This window comes from Ruegeria sp. AP7, assembly GCF_056539905.1.
Map to the genome: position 1 here is coordinate 19,403 of NZ_JBQFVT010000007.1, position 16,820 is coordinate 36,222.

Annotated in this window: 14 protein-coding genes; 8 read left to right on the plus strand and 6 right to left on the minus strand. The window is 53.2% G+C overall.

Features of this window, described 5'->3' with window-relative positions:
* Positions 1–11 precede the first annotated feature (11 nt).
* Genes ACR0KN_RS13705 through ACR0KN_RS13720 form a run of 4 tightly spaced genes read left to right on the plus strand, consistent with a single transcriptional unit; the run spans position 12 to position 3,590 of the window.
* Positions 12–1,154 carry an ABC transporter ATP-binding protein gene (locus ACR0KN_RS13705; protein WP_480654263.1) on the plus strand — a complete coding sequence of 381 codons (1,143 nt, stop codon included), beginning with the start codon at positions 12–14 and terminating at the stop codon, positions 1,152–1,154.
* A gap of 50 nt (positions 1,155–1,204) precedes the next feature.
* Positions 1,205–2,113: an ABC transporter permease subunit gene (locus ACR0KN_RS13710; protein ID WP_480654512.1), complete on the plus strand. Its 909-nt coding sequence runs from the start codon at positions 1,205–1,207 to the stop codon at positions 2,111–2,113.
* On the plus strand, positions 2,114–2,956 hold the full coding sequence (locus ACR0KN_RS13715; protein ID WP_480654265.1) for an ABC transporter permease subunit: 843 nt from the start codon (positions 2,114–2,116) through the stop codon (positions 2,954–2,956). It begins immediately after the preceding gene.
* A gap of 1 nt (position 2,957) precedes the next feature.
* Complete coding sequence (locus ACR0KN_RS13720; RefSeq protein WP_480654267.1) at positions 2,958–3,590, plus strand: TetR/AcrR family transcriptional regulator; 633 nt, start codon at positions 2,958–2,960, stop codon at positions 3,588–3,590.
* A gap of 24 nt (positions 3,591–3,614) precedes the next feature.
* Here ACR0KN_RS13720 and ACR0KN_RS13725 read toward each other — a convergent pair whose 3' ends face one another.
* Complete coding sequence (locus ACR0KN_RS13725; protein WP_480654269.1) at positions 3,615–6,074, minus strand: GcvT family protein; 2,460 nt, start codon at positions 6,072–6,074, stop codon at positions 3,615–3,617.
* Between the two features lie 186 nt (positions 6,075–6,260).
* On the opposite strand from ACR0KN_RS13725, the gene ACR0KN_RS13730 reads away from it, so the two are divergent.
* Complete coding sequence (locus ACR0KN_RS13730; protein WP_480654271.1) at positions 6,261–7,040, plus strand: class I SAM-dependent methyltransferase; 780 nt, start codon at positions 6,261–6,263, stop codon at positions 7,038–7,040.
* Between the two features lie 33 nt (positions 7,041–7,073).
* Here the strand turns inward: ACR0KN_RS13730 and ACR0KN_RS13735 are convergent, their stop codons facing one another.
* The 4 genes from ACR0KN_RS13735 to ACR0KN_RS13750 are packed head-to-tail and all read right to left on the minus strand — an operon-like array spanning position 7,074 to position 12,805.
* The gene (locus ACR0KN_RS13735; protein WP_480654273.1) at positions 7,074–8,453 is read right to left on the minus strand and encodes an aminotransferase; all 1,380 of its coding nucleotides are present in this window, start codon (positions 8,451–8,453) and stop codon (positions 7,074–7,076) included.
* A gap of 13 nt (positions 8,454–8,466) precedes the next feature.
* On the minus strand, positions 8,467–9,642 hold the full coding sequence (locus ACR0KN_RS13740) for an aminomethyl transferase family protein (RefSeq protein WP_480654275.1): 1,176 nt from the start codon (positions 9,640–9,642) through the stop codon (positions 8,467–8,469).
* Positions 9,639–11,171, minus strand: coding sequence for a phytoene desaturase family protein (locus ACR0KN_RS13745; RefSeq protein WP_480654277.1), 1,533 nt, complete (start codon positions 11,169–11,171; stop codon positions 9,639–9,641). Before ACR0KN_RS13745 ends, ACR0KN_RS13740 begins: the two co-directional genes overlap by 4 nt.
* Entirely contained in the window at positions 11,168–12,805 is a 1,638-nt protein-coding gene (locus tag ACR0KN_RS13750; RefSeq protein WP_480654279.1) for a phytoene desaturase family protein, read from the minus strand. Before ACR0KN_RS13750 ends, ACR0KN_RS13745 begins: the two co-directional genes overlap by 4 nt.
* A gap of 139 nt (positions 12,806–12,944) precedes the next feature.
* Between ACR0KN_RS13750 and ACR0KN_RS13755 the strand changes: the two genes are divergently transcribed.
* Both ACR0KN_RS13755 and ACR0KN_RS13760 read left to right on the plus strand, forming a co-directional pair.
* Entirely contained in the window at positions 12,945–13,583 is a 639-nt protein-coding gene (locus ACR0KN_RS13755) for a TetR family transcriptional regulator C-terminal domain-containing protein (protein WP_480654281.1), read from the plus strand.
* Positions 13,584–13,661: 78 nt separating this feature from the next.
* A complete protein-coding gene (locus ACR0KN_RS13760) occupies positions 13,662–14,963 on the plus strand; it encodes an MATE family efflux transporter (protein WP_480654283.1) in 1,302 nt (433 codons plus the stop codon).
* Positions 14,964–14,984: 21 nt separating this feature from the next.
* On the opposite strand, the gene ACR0KN_RS13765 is transcribed toward ACR0KN_RS13760, so the two are convergent.
* Entirely contained in the window at positions 14,985–16,277 is a 1,293-nt protein-coding gene (locus ACR0KN_RS13765; protein WP_480654285.1) for an NAD(P)/FAD-dependent oxidoreductase, read from the minus strand.
* Between the two features lie 78 nt (positions 16,278–16,355).
* On the opposite strand from ACR0KN_RS13765, the gene ACR0KN_RS13770 reads away from it, so the two are divergent.
* The gene (locus tag ACR0KN_RS13770) at positions 16,356–16,685 is read left to right on the plus strand and encodes a DUF6614 family protein (RefSeq protein WP_480654287.1); all 330 of its coding nucleotides are present in this window, start codon (positions 16,356–16,358) and stop codon (positions 16,683–16,685) included.
* The last annotated feature ends 135 nt before the right edge of the window (positions 16,686–16,820 follow it).

Consider the following 16,820-nt stretch of genomic DNA (forward strand, 5'->3'; position numbering starts at 1 on the left):
AGAGGCCCAAATTGACTGTTTCCACGGCTGTCAGCCCAGAATCATGGCTCGATCAAAAAGAACAGGAACCTCTGGTCAAAATCAGAGGCGTAACCAAAAAATACGGTGCAGTGACTGCTGTCGATAACGTTGATCTGGATATCTACAAAGGAGAGTTATTCTGCCTTTTAGGCGGATCTGGATGTGGAAAGTCGACACTGCTTCGAATGCTTGCTGGGTTCGAGGATTTAAACAGTGGCACAATCACTATCGACGGAGTCGATATGGCCGATGTGCCAGCCTACGAACGTCCGACGAACATGATGTTCCAAAGCTATGCGCTGTTTCCGCATATGACCGTCGAAAAAAACGTGGCTTTCGGGTTGGAGCAAGACCATGTCCCCAAGTTTGACATAGCGGACAGAGTTCACGACATCCTTAGGCTTGTTGAGTTGGAAGACTTCAAAAAGAGAAAGCCCAAGCAATTGTCTGGCGGACAACGCCAGCGTGTTGCATTGGCGCGGGCCTTGGTCAAACGTCCCAAGTTGCTGCTCTTGGATGAACCTTTGGCTGCTCTGGACAAAAAATTGCGTAAGCAAACGCAGTTTGAGCTTGCCAACATTCAGGACAAGGTCGGCGTCACGTTCATCGTCGTGACTCACGATCAGGAAGAAGCAATGACCCTGTCTTCGCGAATGGCCGTTATGGACGCGGGTCGCTTCAAACAGATTGGAACTCCGACAGAGATCTACGAGTTTCCAGAATCCCGCTTTGTGGCTGACTTTATCGGATCAGCAAATATTTTTGAGGGCAGGGTGACCGAGGATGGGGTCGACCATGTTCGGGTCGAAACCGAGTTCTGCGAAGTTTATATTGATCACGGTCATTCTGTTAAGGCTGGCAGCAAGATTTGGGTTGCGCTGAGGCCCGAGAAAATTCGACTTGAGAAATCTGATACAATTGCTGAGGGCGCGAACCAGACAGCGGCCGTTATCGACGATGTTGGGTATTTGGGAGAGACATCGATCTACAAGGTAAGGCTTCCCAATGGCGAAATCTTCGACGTCACTCAGCCCAACCAGTCACGTCCGACGCATGCTGCGCAGCGATTAACCTGGGAAGACAAGGTAAATATCAGCTGGGATCCGTCTAGCGCCATGTTGCTCCACTCATGACGGATTTCACCGAGGATATGTCCGAACCGCCGCAGGCTGAACGACAACCCATGATCCGTTTAGTGATGCGGCGTATCCAGAGCAGATGGCGTCAGATCGTCACCGTCATACCGTTCTTCTGGTTGCTTGTATTCTTTCTGGCACCGTTCTTCATTGTCGCAAAGATAAGCTTAGCTGAACTGGCGATTGCGAGCCCGCCATTCACAAGTTTAATTGAGAGGACAGGTGACGGGATCATAACAATCCGCCTAGTCTTCGACAATTTTGTCTACATCTGGGAAGACAGCCTGTACTTTGACACTTACGTAAATTCACTCAAGATTTCAGTAACGTGTACGTTCTTGTGCCTCTTGTTTGGCTACCCTATTGCCTATGCAATTGTACGATCGGGGCCGGTCGCGAAGCCGCTCTTGTTGTTTGCAATCATTCTTCCGTTTTGGACGTCTTTCTTGTTGCGGGTCTATTCGTGGATGGGCCTGCTTGCGGATCAAGGCACGATCAACAACCTTCTGATAGCGCTGGGAGTGATCGACGAGCCGATCCGCATGCTTTACACGGAATTCGCCGTCTATATCGGGATCGTCTACACCTATATGCCGTTCATGATCCTGCCACTGTACGCGAATATGGAGAAGCTGGACAACAGCCTGAACGAGGCGGCCGCCGACCTTGGTTCCAAACCAACGAACACTTTCTTCAAAATCACATTGCCTCTGACGATGCCTGGAATTGTCGCTGGTTCACTGCTGGTCTTTATCCCTGCGACCGGCGAGTACGTTATCCCCGATCTGTTAGGTGGCGGCAACGTGCAGATGATTGGGCGGGTTCTCTACAATGAGTTCTCTAGAAACAGCGATTGGCCAGTGGCCGCCGCAGTTGCGATTGTTCTGCTGTTCATACTGGTGCTGCCAATCATGGTTTTCCAGCACTACCAAGGCAAAGCAGCGGAGGAGCAATAGATGTACGCCAAACGCTCCCGTTTCTTAACCATCATGCTGACCTTGGGACTGGCATTCTTCTACATCCCAATGATCCTGTTGGTTATTTACTCATTCAACTACTCCAAGCTGGTACCGGTTTGGGGTGGATGGTCGTTGCGCTGGTACAAAGAGCTTTTTCAATCTGCGGAAGTCTGGAGTGCTGTTTCACTCAGTCTTCAGATTGCCGTTGTCAACGCTACTTTTGCCACGGCGCTTGGCACCTTGGCAGGTCTGGCTATGGTGCGCTTTGGACGGTTCAAGGGGCGGACCTTGTTTGGTGGCATGTTGGTCGCGCCCTTGGTGATGCCCGAGGTGATAACCGGATTGTCCTTGCTGGTTTTCTTCATCTCGCTGAACCAGCTGATCGGATGGCCTGCTGAGCGCGGTTTTGCGACGATTACGATCGCGCATGTTACCTTTTCCATGGCCTATGTGGCGGTAACAATTCAGGCACGCTTAACCGGTGTGGGGCAAACACTGGAAGAAGCCGCCGCCGATCTTGGCGCAAAACCGTTCAAAGTTCTGACGGCCATAACGATCCCACAGCTGACGCCGGCTCTAATTTCGGGATGGTTGCTGGCCTTCACGCTGTCTCTCGATGACTTGGTCATAGCAAGTTTTGTTACTGGCCCAGGCGCAAATACCTTGCCAATTTTGATCTTTTCGCGCATTCGACTGGGCCTCAGGCCGGACATCAACGCGCTAGCAACCATCATGATTCTTGTGATCGCTATCTGTGTCGCTATCGCAGCAATAATTATGTTCCGGCAACAGAGAGCGGATTTGTTGGACAGGCAGATGGCAGAACGAGAGGAGAGTTAAATTGGAGACGCATGAGCTTCAGAAAAAACGACGCACCGAACCTCCCGAAGTTCGTCGCTTGCAGTTGATCATGGCCGCCATAGACTCGATCTCGAAACGCGGGTTTTCTGACACGACGCTTAAACACGTGACAGAAACAGCCAATCTGTCCCATGGCGTGGTGAATTATCACTTCGACAGTAAGGAAGCACTGTATGACGCCGCGCTGGGTTTCCTTGCACAAGAACACTATGAAAATTGGCTCAAATACTATGAGGCTGCGGAACCTACAGCCGCACATCGGCTGGCTGCGATTATTCGAGCGGACTTTGACAAGAGCATTTGTACCCACAAGCGGTTGGCCGTCTGGTTTGCCTTCTGGGGGCAAGCGAAGTATCGGCCTAATTACTTGAAGATTCATAATAAATATGACAACGAAAGATATGATAGAATTTTGCACCTATGTGGTGAATTGATTGCCGGCGGCGGCTACGACGATCTTGATCCAGAAAAAACAGCTCGGGCCGTAGAGGCGATGTCAGACGGGGCCTGGCTAAGTTTGGTGTTGTATCCAAAAGTGGCTGATCGTCGGGAATTCAGGGATGTTTGCATGCTTTCGCTGTCGCGGTTCTTCCCAAAACACTTTCCAGTCTGAGCGAAAGCGTCGAACAATATGGCTTCAGCACTTTATTTTGTGCATGCCGGGGTCATAGAGCGGCTTTAACGAGGCTGCCGCGTCGTATTTCTCGTCTGCGATTTCGATCTGCCAATGCCCAGTTGCGACTATGTCCGCGGTCAACGGTTCGTCAATCTCGGCGAAACCAATGCCGACGGCAGCGCCGAGCGTGTGCCCATATCCGCCAACTTGGATATATCCGACTTCATTGCCGTTTAGATAAATCATCTCATTGCCGTACATGAGAGGCTTTGGGTCTTTTAGCAGGAACTGCAACATCCGGTTGTTGGGCGTGCCTTTCGCCTTGATCGTGGCGAGTGCTCCCCTACCGATGAAGCCACCGGGTTTGTCCAGTTTGACGGCAAAACCAAGCCCGGCCTCAATTGGGTTGTCCGTGTTGTCCACGTCAATTCCGAAATCACGATAAGCCTTCTCTAGCCGTAGGGAGTTGAGAGTTTGCATTCCAGCATTGCGAACACCCAGATCTCGACCTGCTTCCATAATCAGATCGTAGGTCTGAATGGCCTGAGTGGCAGGTACGTGAATTTCCCAACCGAGTTCGCCAATAAACGTCACGCGATAGGCCATAACTACGGCGTACCCGATGTCAATTTCACGCGCCGTCATGAAGGGAAAACCTTCGTCCGACAAATCAGCTCCGGATATTCTGCTCAATAGTTCACGCGACTTTGGGCCGTGAACGTTGATTTGGCAGCGCCCTGCGGTGATGTCTGTTATAACAACGTTCTCGTTGTCCAGGACGTGCCGTCGCATGCGCATCTCGGTATGACCCGCCGAGTTTTCTCCAACGATGACCCAGTATTTCCGATCGGATAGCCGGGTAACCGTAAGGTCTGCCTCAAACCCACCCCGTTCATTTACCCAGGCCGTGTAGACGACACGACCGGGTTCAACATCAACGTCATTGCAGGAAAGGCGAGAGAGGAGGGCGCAGGCATCCGGTCCTTCGACGCTGAAACACGCCATTGATGTCATGTCCATTACGATGACATCCTCGCGTGCTGCCCGGTGTTCTTCAGCGTGCCATTCAAACCAATTTTGGCGATGCCAACTGTATTTCTCGACTTTGGCCTCTTCGGGCGTCGGAGCAAACCAATCAGGTTGTTCCCAACCATTTCCTTCGCCGAAAAAGGCTCCGGCCGCTTTGAGACGGTCATAGAGCATTGAACGCTTAACGTTCCTGGCCGTTTTGTAGTTCTCATTGTGGTAGTGCTGACCAAAGAGCTTTCCCAGCAACTCAGGTGTTCTGTCGCGTCGAAAGGCCGGTGTCGCCATTTCACGGGAAAAGCGATTGACGTTGATGCCGGTAACATCGATGGGCGGCAAGCCGTCCACCATCCAATGGGCCAATACCATCCCTGTGCCTGCACCGTTCAGGATGCCAAGTGAGTTCATCCCACATGCAACCCAAAGATTGCGCAGTTCAGGCGTTGGGCCAACAAGTGGTGCAAGATCAGGTGTAAAGCTTTCCGGTCCGCAGAATAGCTTTTTGACGCCGTAGTTCATGGTGTCCGGGACGCGCGAATAGGCCTTCTCCAGGTCGGGCCCAACACGTTCCCAGTCTGGCTCGATCTCTCCGAATTGCCATTCGTCCGGGATACCATCAAGCTTCCAGGCCGCAGCGCCGGGTTCAAAGAGCCCCAACATCATCCCGCCGACTTCTTCACGGTAATACGTGTAGGTGGAGGGGTCTTCGAGAACGGGCAGATCGCGGGGAAGGTCCGGGATACTCTCCGTTATCAGATAGTAATGTTCAGCTGCCTGGAGGGGTAGATTTACACCGTGTTTGGCGCCCAGTTGGCGAGACCACATGCCACCGCATATCACAACGTTTTCGGCTGTTATGGTGTGACCACTTGCGGTTCGGACTCCTGTTGCGGTGCCGTTCCTGGCCAAAATCTCCTCGACCCGCACGCCTTCGAAGAAACGCGCGCCTCTGTTTTTGGCTCCCTTGGTCAGAGACATCGTCACGTCTACCGGGTTGGCCCGCCCGTCCTCCGGAATTAGGAATGCTCCAACGACGTCTGAGAGGTCCCCTATAGGGAACATATCCTGCGCTTCTTTGACTGAGACTTCGTGGTTGTTTATTCCAAAACGCCGCATGAAGGCTGCAATCCTGCGCATTTCGTGCAGGCGTTCTTCGTTAGTTGCAATTTGCAGATACCCGACATCGCGGAAACCTGTGGATATACCGGTTTCCATCTCTAGGTTCGCATAAAGATCGCGACCGTGCGTGTAGATGGCGCACTCAGCTTCCGACTTGAGAAGGCCGGCTACAATCAGGCCTGCGGCGTGCCAAGTCGTTCCTGATGTCAGTTGTCCCTGTTCCAGAACCGCAACATCGGTATGGCCAAGCTTAGTCAAGTGATAGGCCGTGTTCGCGCCGATCGACCCCCCCCCAATAATCACAGTTTGGGCATGCGTCGGTAGGGTGTCAGCCATTGCGATAAAATCCTTTTAGGCGTTCTTTTCTCCGAATACCAGTCAAATCACTTGCTGTCTACTGACTGAATGATCATTCAATTATGGCTGAATCTTTGACCTGCGATTTCGCGATAAAGCTTGTCTGAGATGAGAGAAAAGGTTTCACTGCAGTGACTGACTGACAATCAGATGCGGGGGAATCCTATGTCAGACGAGATCCTATATGACCAACAGGCAATCAGCTTTCTGGAGGAGCTTTGGGGAGAGGGATTTCTTTCACCGGGAGGCCCTGAAGAAGTTGCGCGTGTTGTTAAAGGGATTGATCTGAAAGATAAGCATATCCTTGATATCGGATGCGGATCTGGGGCCATTGCAGTGTTGATGGCACGGGAGTTCGGCGCCGCTAGAGTTACGGGGATTGATGTAGAGGCCCCGGTTTGCGCGGCTGCGAAAGAGCGAGTTAGGCAGGCGGATCTGGAGGGAAAGGTCGATATCATAGAGGTCACCCCAGGGCCAATGCCATTCGAAGATGGTACTTTTGACGTTGTGTTTTCCAAAGACTCGATCATTCATATCCCCGACAAAGTAGCGATGGCCGCGGAAGCGTATCGCGTGCTCAAACCGGGTGGTCATTTCGCAGCTTCTGACTGGTTGACCAATCACGACGGGGAAATGTCACCCGAGATGGCGCACTACGTAAAGATGGAAGCCTTGGAGTTTCAGATGGCGTCGCCCTCTAAGTACCGCGCTGCAATGGAGCTGGCTGGCTTTGAAGACGTAGAGTTAGTCAACCGCAACGCTTGGTATGCTCAGGTATCAGCTGCTGAGCTGGAGGAATTGACCGGGCCAAACCGAGTCGACTGGGAAGCTCGTCATGGTGCGGAGTTTATTGAACATCAGATCGAGATCTGGGACGCTATGCAGCCAGTGTTGAAAACCGGAGAGCATTGCCCGCATCACATCCGTGGTTGGAAACCTGCCTGATCTGACTGGAGCTTTGAATGGGCGCGACGACCGTTATGCGTCGTAGTCCTTGCTGACCTGTGCCATACCAGCCTCCATGATGTCGAACATTTCGTCTATCTGCGACGGAGTTATGATCAGAGGGGGCGAGAACACGGCCATGTTTCCAAATGGTCGCAAGAGGAGTCCCATCTCCTCGCACGCATCGTCCAGTTTCTGTCCAAACTTCACATGCGCTTCGTAACTCTCGACGTTCAGTCCAGGGCGACATTCTATGCACCCGAGGAGCCCGTCACCGCGCACATCCCCAACTATCGGAAACTTTTCCTTTATTTGATTTAGGCGGTCCTGGAAATGCGGTGTGACGCGTTGAACGTGTCCTAGAATGTCCTCGCGCTCCATGATTTCAATATTTTTAATGGCAGCCGCGCAGCTCACAGGGTGCCCGGAGTATGTGTAGCCGTTGTAGAAAACATCGTCGCCCGGTGCGTCTGAAATGCGTTTCATTACAGCGTCCGAGATGATGCAGGCACCTAACGGCAGATAGCCCGAGGTTAAACCTTTTGCGCAGGTAATAATGTCAGGGACGATGCCAAAGACGTCTTCTGAGGCGAACCAGTGTCCCAACCTACCAAAGCCGGTTACGACTTCATCCGAAATGTACAGAATGTCGTTTGCCCGGCAAATTTCGAGCGTGCGCTTGTGATAACCCGGAGGTGGAACGATCACGCCACCGGAACACAGGATCGGTTCCGCGATAAAGGCGGCAACACGGTGGGCGCCTACGTCAGCAATCAGGCTCTCAAGGTCAGCAACTTTGGCGTCGCACCATGCATCAACTGTCATGCCTTCTGACCGGTGGTAGGGATTCACGTCGGGCAGAAAACGCACCAGATCCTGAGCTTTTTCAAAGCTTGTTTCGAAACGTTCTTTTCCAGTAACAGTCGCGGCGAGAAAGGTTGATCCGTGGTAGCCTTTTTCCCGGCCGATCACGATCCTCTTCTCCGGTCGGCCAAGCCGTTTGTTCATGAAAAGTGCGGTCCGCAGTGCGGTGTCAACGGCGGTAGACCCACCGGTCGTGAAGTGCACCGTGTTCAGATCGCCTGGTGTACGTTCCGCGATCATTCGCGCCAAAACGGCCGCGGGTTCGGTCGTAAACGACCACGGCGACGCATAGGGCATCTTCATAACCTGTTGGGAAATGGTATCGGCCATCTCTTGACGCCCGTATCCGATCTGTGTGCACCACATTCCGCCAGGGCCATCAATATATCGCTTCCCGGCAGCATCCCAGAGATAGATACCATCCGCTGTATTTACCCGCATGTACTCGTCGGACCCAAAGCCGTCGGTTCCGGCCCAAGGATGTAGGTGATGGTCGCGATCCCAAGCGACAAGGTCGCCGTCGGTTGGTGTATTCCCTAGGGTGTTCACGTCTGCTTCTCCTTTAGGTGCGGGCCGGTGGCGTAGCTCGTGCGCGGGGCGGTGCGAAAAAGGCTTTGGTGACAAGAGTGAGGCGCGCCATCCTGGTGCGCCATTTGCCTTCTTGCAGAGTGTAAATCTCGGCCTTTAAGCCTGATGACCGGCCTGCATCCGGCATACGGACATGTGCCAACGCGATATTGCGTTTGGCGGTCGGCGACCATATTCCGGACGTTATGTGCCCAACTTCTTTTTTGCGTCGGTTGTAGATCAATGACCCTTCCGAGGGTTTGAATCCTTCGACGTCGAAACGCATGAGCAGGCTTCTTGGAGTTTCACGCTTGGGCAGCAGCTCTCTTCGACCATTGAAATGACCTTTGTTGAAATCTACTAGCCGACCCAGACCGAGTTCAAAGGGTGTTTGTCCCCGATGCAATCGCTCGGTCGCATGAACTGGCTGAAAATCCACACCTGCGGTCAGAAACCCCGCTTCAATACGGGCCAAATTTACAGCTTCGTATCCAATGGCGCGTAGTCCCTGATGTGCGCCACCTGTCCAAATACGGTCCCAAAGCGCTTCTGCTTTGTCCCAGTCGCACCAGAGTTCATAGCCCAGATCACCGGTAAAACCCGTCCGCGAAATCATGAGATCTTGGTCAACTTGAGCAAGATCGAATGGCTTCAGCTGGCTGACATCTAACCCGGCGGCCTCCAAAACTGCGTAGGAGGTCGGGCCCTGCAGCGAAAGTCCAGCAACACTATGAGTTTCGTCGACGACTGAAACGTCAAAACCCCAAGCCGCGTCGAGTAGCCATGTCAGCATTTGTTCCTGACAGCAAAGGCGCCAATCGTTGTCGCCAAGATGGAAAAGGGTCCCGTCATCGATGACCATACCCTCTTCATCACACCAGATTGCGTACCCCACGCGACCAACGCCGATTTTTCGGATGTCCCGTGTCACTAGGCGATTGAGCATCGTTGTCGTATCCGGCCCAGTCAATCGGTACTTGTGCATTGGTGAGATGTCGAACAAGGATGCCTGATTGCGCAGCGCGAAGTACTCGAACTCGACACTGTCCAGCACGCCCGGGGCGGCATAACCTGCCCAATCGTACCAATTTTGCGCGCGATTTTGCTCTTCGAGTTTTTCGTGAAACGGCCCGGGGATCAAACCTAGTTTCGGATCGGTGAAGATGTTCATGCCTGTGCCTCCAGCGCTGCCAGCGCAGCATTGCGACCAGCGAGCCCCATGACATCACCGCCGGGGTGCGTTGCCGCACCACATTGGAATAGCCCCTTCGGCCCCATGGAATATCTGGCCATCACGTTCGCGGGCCGAAGTGTCAGCAGTTGGTCCAAGGACATTTCCGCATGGTGCCAGTGCCCCCCTGGTGCTCCAGTCGCGCTTTCGATTTGATCCGGAGTTATGACCTGTTTGCCTGCGATTTGATCGCCCAAGCCGGGCAGGGCACGGCTAAGAGTTTCAACTGTGATTTGCGCAAGCTGTTCCTTGGCAGTCTCAGTCCAACCGCCTTCAATGTCAGATGGCGCATATTGCACTATTGTTGACAGCCAATTTGCCCCATCGGCTGTCTGCATTTTAAAGGCTTCAATCACCGGTGCTTTAGACATTTGACGGTACTTAGCTGGATTAAACGCTGCTTCGATGTACTCCACAGAAGGGGCATAGATCAGTCGTTCGTGGGCTAGTTCGCTCGGCAGACCGGGCAGGGCGGCGTCGTCTTTTAACCGTAGGTTGACCTTAGCCGCTGTTCCACGAACTCGAATATTTCGAACTCGCCGCATTGCTTCGATGTCAAAAGCAGAGGGTCCGGTCATTCGGCTTGTTCGTCTTGGAGCAAGGTTGCTGAGCACAATGGGTGCGGTCAAAGTTCGTCCATCGTTAGTTGCCACTCCGGAGACTGTGTCGTCGTGCAACATAATGCGAGACACCTCAGTTTCCGGCATCAGCACGCACCCCGCCTTTTGTGCTGCTTCAACCATCAAATCGGTCAGCGCGGACATCCCACCTGCTGGTTGTGTGATGGTACCTCCGTGGCCAAGCCGATAAATCAGATTGAACACAGTGCCCGGAGATCTTGGACCGGTGGCTGACCCCCAGATTGCATCAGCGGCAAGCATTCCAGCCACCGGTCCTTCCGGTAAGTCATCAATTACAATGTCGTGGACATTGGACAAAACGACCTGCATGAAACGCCGCATCTCGGATTTTCCAAGCTTTTTCAATCCGATGCCCAGTTTTGCCAGGCGCAAGAACTCATTCAGCCCACCCCGCGAAAGGATGGCTTTTTGACCGCCGGGTGGTGGGGCCTCGGCGAGTTGGCGCAAAAGGCCCCCATACGTAATCAACTGCTTTGTCAGATCGGACCAGGCGTCGGATTCCGGGTGTTTTGCCCCCTCGCTCCAAATGACGCCTTCGTTATTGAAGACGATATGCCGCCCATCCTCAGACAAAGAAACTGTGGAGACGGGTTTGCCGGACAGGACAGGGTGTTGAGGATCTATGCCGATGTCACTCAAGACCCGCGGGCTTAGGTTATATAGCGAATGGGCCAGAGTCGGGCCGCCATCCACGGAATAAGACGCCATGCCACCGAACCTGTTGGACTTCTCAATAATACAGACATTCTTGCCCCGTCGACCAAGGAGTGTTCCGGCAATCAGGCCGTTTACGCCGCCGCCAATGACAATCGCATCAAATTGGCTCATGCGGCATACCCCTTCATTCGGCCATGCCGAGTTTCGTGCCTCAGGATTGCGCGGGCAGCGTTTGCACCAGGTGCTCCCATAACCCCTCCGCCCGGATGGGCGGACGAACCGCACAGATATAGTCCTTTGATAGGTAGGCTGTACTGAGACCAACCCGGGACGGGGCGATTGAAGAAAAGCTGATCAAAAGTCAGTTCGCCTTGGAAAATGTTGCCTTCCGTCAGACCGACCTCGCGTTCGATTTCCAATGGTGAACGCACTTCCATATGAACAATGCGCTCGCGAATGTCAGGGCACGCCACGGACATCTGGTCGAGTACAGTTTCTGCCAACGTACTGCGCTGCTTTTCGTCCCAATTCTCTGCTGATCTAACGCCGTCAACTTCCAGGTCATAAGGAGCATATTGAACGAAAACGGTCATCATGTGGGCACCCGTCGGCGCCATAGTCGGATCAATCTGGCTGGGGATGAGCATGTCGATATAAGGCTTTTCCGACCAGCGCCCGACTTTCCAATCATCATAGGCCATTTCAAGTTCAAAGAGGCTTTGCGACACATGCAAATCACCCCTGAGGAAGCTGGTGTGCTCGGGTGCTGCAGGGAAATTTGGAAAGCGGTCAAGTGCGATGTTGAGTTTCGCCGAAGAGCCACGAATTTTGAAGTTCCGCACCGCCTTCGTGAATTCATCCGGCAACTCGGCCGTATCAATATGGTGCAGAACAGTGCGTTTGATATCCATGTTGGAGGCAACGACAGGGGCATAAAAAACCTTGCCGTCCTCCAAAGCTACGCCTTCAACGCGTCCATCTTTGCTGAGGATTTTCTCAATCCCCGAACCTGTGTGGATGGTACCGCCGTGATCCTTGAAAGAGGCTGCAATGGCATTCGAAATTGCACCCATCCCCCCACGTGCGAAACCCCATGCTCCGATGCCGCCGTCAATGTCACCCATGTAGTGGTGCAGCAGCACATATGCCGTGCCGGGTGAGTACACCCCAAGACCGGTGCCGATAATGCCGGAGCCAGCCAAATGGGCCTTGATCAAGTCGTTCTCGAAATGCTCATCCAGAAAGTCACCAATGGACATTGTCCAGAATTTCAGTGTTTCGCCGAGCTCCCGACTGCCCAGCCCGTGTGCTTTTTTTACGAGATAAGCCAGTTCGCCGAGATCACGTGGATGGAGAGACGCCGGGTCCGGTGCATCTCGAAGCAGAAATGGACGGATAAAACGGCATTGCCGCATGATGGCTTGCGAATAACCGCGATAGGCGTCGGCATCTTTTGCAGAATGTCGCGCCATCTCGCGCTTAAGGGCGTTGTGATCGGAATAATAGGCGAAGTAATCCCCATCGCGCGTAAAGCTCGCGCCACCTTCATACGGAATAACCTGAAGTCCGTATTTCGGTAACTCGAGGTCCCGGGCAATCTCGCGTCGCAGAAGAGAGCAAACGTATGAGCAATTCGAGTACGTCCAACCATCGTGCAGTGAGCGGCTGACTGCAGCGCCTCCAATCCAATCGTTCTTTTCGACCACCAAAATACGCATGCCGGCACGTGCCAAATAGGCGGCGGCAGTCAATCCGTTGTGACCAGCACCGGCCACAATAACGTCGTATCTGTTCTCAACCGTCAAATTTTTCCATCCCTTTCTCTCTCGTTTACAGATCAGGTTCGAGTTCGTAAAGTTTATTTGAGCGCTCAAATAAATTTCAAGCTATTGACGCATCTTTTTTGCTCGCTGTAGATGGCTGTATTCGTCGAAGGAGCGGCAATTGGTCGAAGCAGATCGTAAACGTCCCCGCAAAGAGCGGAAGGAGAACGCAGATCGTCGTCGCCGACAGCTGCTGGACGCGGCTTGCCGCTCTATATTGGCTCATGGGTTGGCAAAAACGACGCTCGCAACGGTCGCGTCTGAAGCTGAGCTTTCTCAGGGTGTTGCGGCGTTTTACTTCAAGTCAAAGCTTGGTCTTCTGACCGAAGCTTTGCGCGACCTTTACCAGCGCTACGAAGACCACTGGACAGCTTCTTTAGAGCGAGCAGGGGATAAGCCAGCCGAAAAGATAAGGGCTCTGATAAAAGCTGATTTCCACCCTGATGCATGTGGTCCGGATGTCTTACCCCTTTGGTATGCGTTTTGGGGCGAGCTTCGCTTTCAACTGAAGTACGATGAAGTTGCCGAGCATTTCGAAACACGTCGGAGAGAGACCTTGCGTGTAATCTGGAACGAATTGCTGCCCGACGATGAGGTTACTTCACCAGATCAAATGGCTGAATGGATGGAGACATTGACGGATGGCTATTGGCAGCGATTGCATCTTGCTCCTCAAGGCCTAAGCCGAAAGCAGGCGGAACAGGCTGCCTGGGGATGTCTTGTTCGTTTGGTCCCGGAATTACTTGGGGATACGGCTTAGTCAATTACGACTGAAAGGCCCAACAATATGGCGCATGTGCGGTTGTCGCAGCAGCCTCGGCCATCTTGGAACGCGATCTTGAATGAGGCGCGTTATCTTGCGCGGCTTGCTCTTCCGATAGTTATCTCTCTTGCTGCAGCTACTTTGATTGGCGTCGTGGACACCGTGATGGTGGCCCCATTGGGAACACTTCCTTTGGCGGCGGTCTCGATCACAGCCTCGGTGCTGATCATCTTTTATTCAGCGCTCTATGGCTTTGTTTCCGCAATTGGTGTGCGAATGGCTGAAGCCTTTGGAAAAACGAGTGAACGAGGGCTTGCATCGGCAACAAGTGCTGGGCTTAGCGTTTCGCTTGTCGTTGGTGTCGTTGGAGCTGGTGTAATGATCTGCCTCAAGCCTGCCCTTTCCAGGATTGGGCAGCCGCCCGAAGTGGTTAGTCTGATTGGCGGCTACTGGATTGCGATGAGCCTCCTTTTGGTGCCCTTCACGATTTTCTATGCTTTGAAAGCCCTGTTTGACGCCATGAATCGCCCGTGGATTGGGGTTGGCCTCGCGTTCCTTGCGGTCGGTTTCAATATCCCTTCGAACTATGTTTTGATCCACGGGGTTGCTGGTTGGCCGGGTCTGGGTCTCGTCGGTGCCGGGATCGCTAGTCTGTTGTCTCAGATGGTGCCATTAATTGTGGCATTCGTGATTTTGCGCGCGTGGAGAAAGAAGAAGGGTTTCCTAAAGGCCGCAGGTTTTGATTGGTCCGAGGTTAGGGCGCAGATCAAAGAAGGGTTCATTATTTCCGTTGGTTACCTGGGGGAGGGGGCCGCATACGCTGTCGCCGGCCTTATGCTGGGATGGTTCAGCGCCGCCGCGCTTGCCGCGCATCAAATCGTTTCCGCGGTCAGCGACGTCATTTACATGGTGCCCTTGGGTGTTTCGATTGCGATTTCGATACGTGTAGCTCAGGCAATTGGTGCGGATGAAACAGAACGGCTCAAGCCGATTGTGTTGGCGTCGCTATTGGTTGTTGTTGGTTGGATGGCCGTTGTCGTTAATGGTATTTTGATAGGCCGCGCTCCTTTGGCCAATGGCCTTTCAGATGATCCAAGAGTTGTTTCTCTCGCGATATCGATGTTCCTTGTTATTGCTGCAATGCAGATTGCAGATGGCGTGCAGGGGACAATGCTTGGCGCTTTTCGGGGCATGATGGACAATCACGTTCCTGTTGCCATTACCCTGATTGCGTATTGGGTCTTTGCTTTGCCGCTTGGATATGCGCTGGGCTTTTGGCTTGGGTTCGGTCCCAACGGCGTTTGGATCGGATACGGCTCGGGTCTCTCTTTGGCGGCTATCGCGTTGACCTATCGCTTCTTCTCCCAAAAACGCTAGGCGGCGTTGCTTGCGCGCTCACTAAAGACTCAACTTGTCCAAGAGTTTAAGGCGTAGGATTTCTGCTTCGACAAGAGTTTCTTTCGCGAACGAGAAGGGCAGTGGTTTGAGGGGGGTAACCGGAAATTCCAGCTCGTCCGCATTGGTCCCTGTCACCCATTTGGCGAGGACGCGCCCCATTGCCGTGGCGATGGCAACGCCGCGCCCATTGTATCCCAGGCCTGTCATAACCCCCGGAGTGAGTTCATGCAGGTGTGGATAGTGATCTCTCGTCAATGCAACAAAGCCGCCCCATTCGTATTCCCACTGAACTCCGGACAATTGGGGGAAAAGTTCGACAGAGATGCGCTTCAAACGTTCGATTTGTTTGAGAGTGGAGTTGTCGTTGTAGGTACCGCGACCTCCCATTAGAAAGCGACCCTCCGCGTCTTGCCTGAAGTACAGAAGCAGGCGTCGTGCATCTGACAAAGCGTTGCCTTCTGGCAGAATTGACTGGCGGACATTGTCGGACAGGGGCGAAGTAGCAACCTGAACTGAGCGTACGGGCAAAACTGACTGAGACAACCGCGGATGCAGATCTCCAGTATAGGCGTTCGTGCAAATCAACACCTTCTCTGAGATGACAGTCCCTTTGGGAGTTTCAATCCGAAAACGGTCGGCCTCTGAAGTAATCTGGTTGGCGGGCGTTTCGCCGAAGATTGCCACACCGTTGCGGCGACCTGCTTCGGCCAGCCCAAGCGCATAATTCAATGGGTGCAATACACCGCCGCGACGATCCAGAACGCCGCCGAGGTAAGCTTCGGTCCCTGTCAGGCGCTGCATTTCGCTTTGGTCAAGCTGTATCATGCCCCCGCCGTGGTTGTCCCAATCCTCGGCGAGCTTGTGTAATTCACTGAGTGTTTTGTGAGTATGCGCTGCGCGCAGCCAACCCGGACGTTTTGCGTCGCACTCAATGCCGTGCCGAGCGATTAAGTCGAACACAAGATCGGCAGCTTCACCAGCCATTCGGATCATTCTGTTTCCCCAGAGATCACCAAATTTGGTTTTGATGCCCGTCGGTCCGTCTTTGAGGCCGACATTGATCTGACCGCCATTGCGTCCGGACGCTCCCCAACCCGGGTGCTGGGCATCGATCACAACAACTTTGATGCCTTGCTCGGCCAAATGAAGTGCTGCCGAAAGTCCGGTGAAACCGGCGCCAATCACGGCTACGTCGGATTGCTGTTCGCCAACGAGCTGCGGGTATTCTGCTGAATAGCTAGCGGTTGAAGACCACAGGCTATTTGCGATGACTGGGTTTTCGTTTCGGATCATCTATTGGCCTCGCGCTTGTCTTGCGGGAGGAATTGCATAGGTTTGGCACTTGATACTTTGCCGGAAAGTGCGTGAAGAATGCCAAGACTTTTGAACCAATTCGAATTGAAACCCACTGTTGAACTCGACGCGTTCAAGCAGGCGTGGAACGCGTTTGTCGAACACTTGGTCAAGACAGGTCTGGCCACGAAAGGGGCGCCTTTGTGTGAGCGCATCCCCGCAAGTGGTTATGATACCGACGAGCAGCGAGATCATACGCTTATGGCTGTTATCGAATTCAAGGATCAATTGCAGGCCGACGCGGCTTGGGCGGCGATTGAAGATCGCATTGAGCCTCTGGGAGCTTTGCATCGCAAGGTTATTTCTTTGGTGCATGAGCCAGTTTTCACTTTTTGGTCGGAACTTTAGAATGACGATTGCGAACACCCAGTTTGTTTTTACATCTTTTTTTCTTCACCATTGAATGAGCATTCAATCAATGACATATATCCCTTAGATGTCAAATGCGCTCTCGTTGGGGGAAGTTTCGCCGTGGAGGCAGGC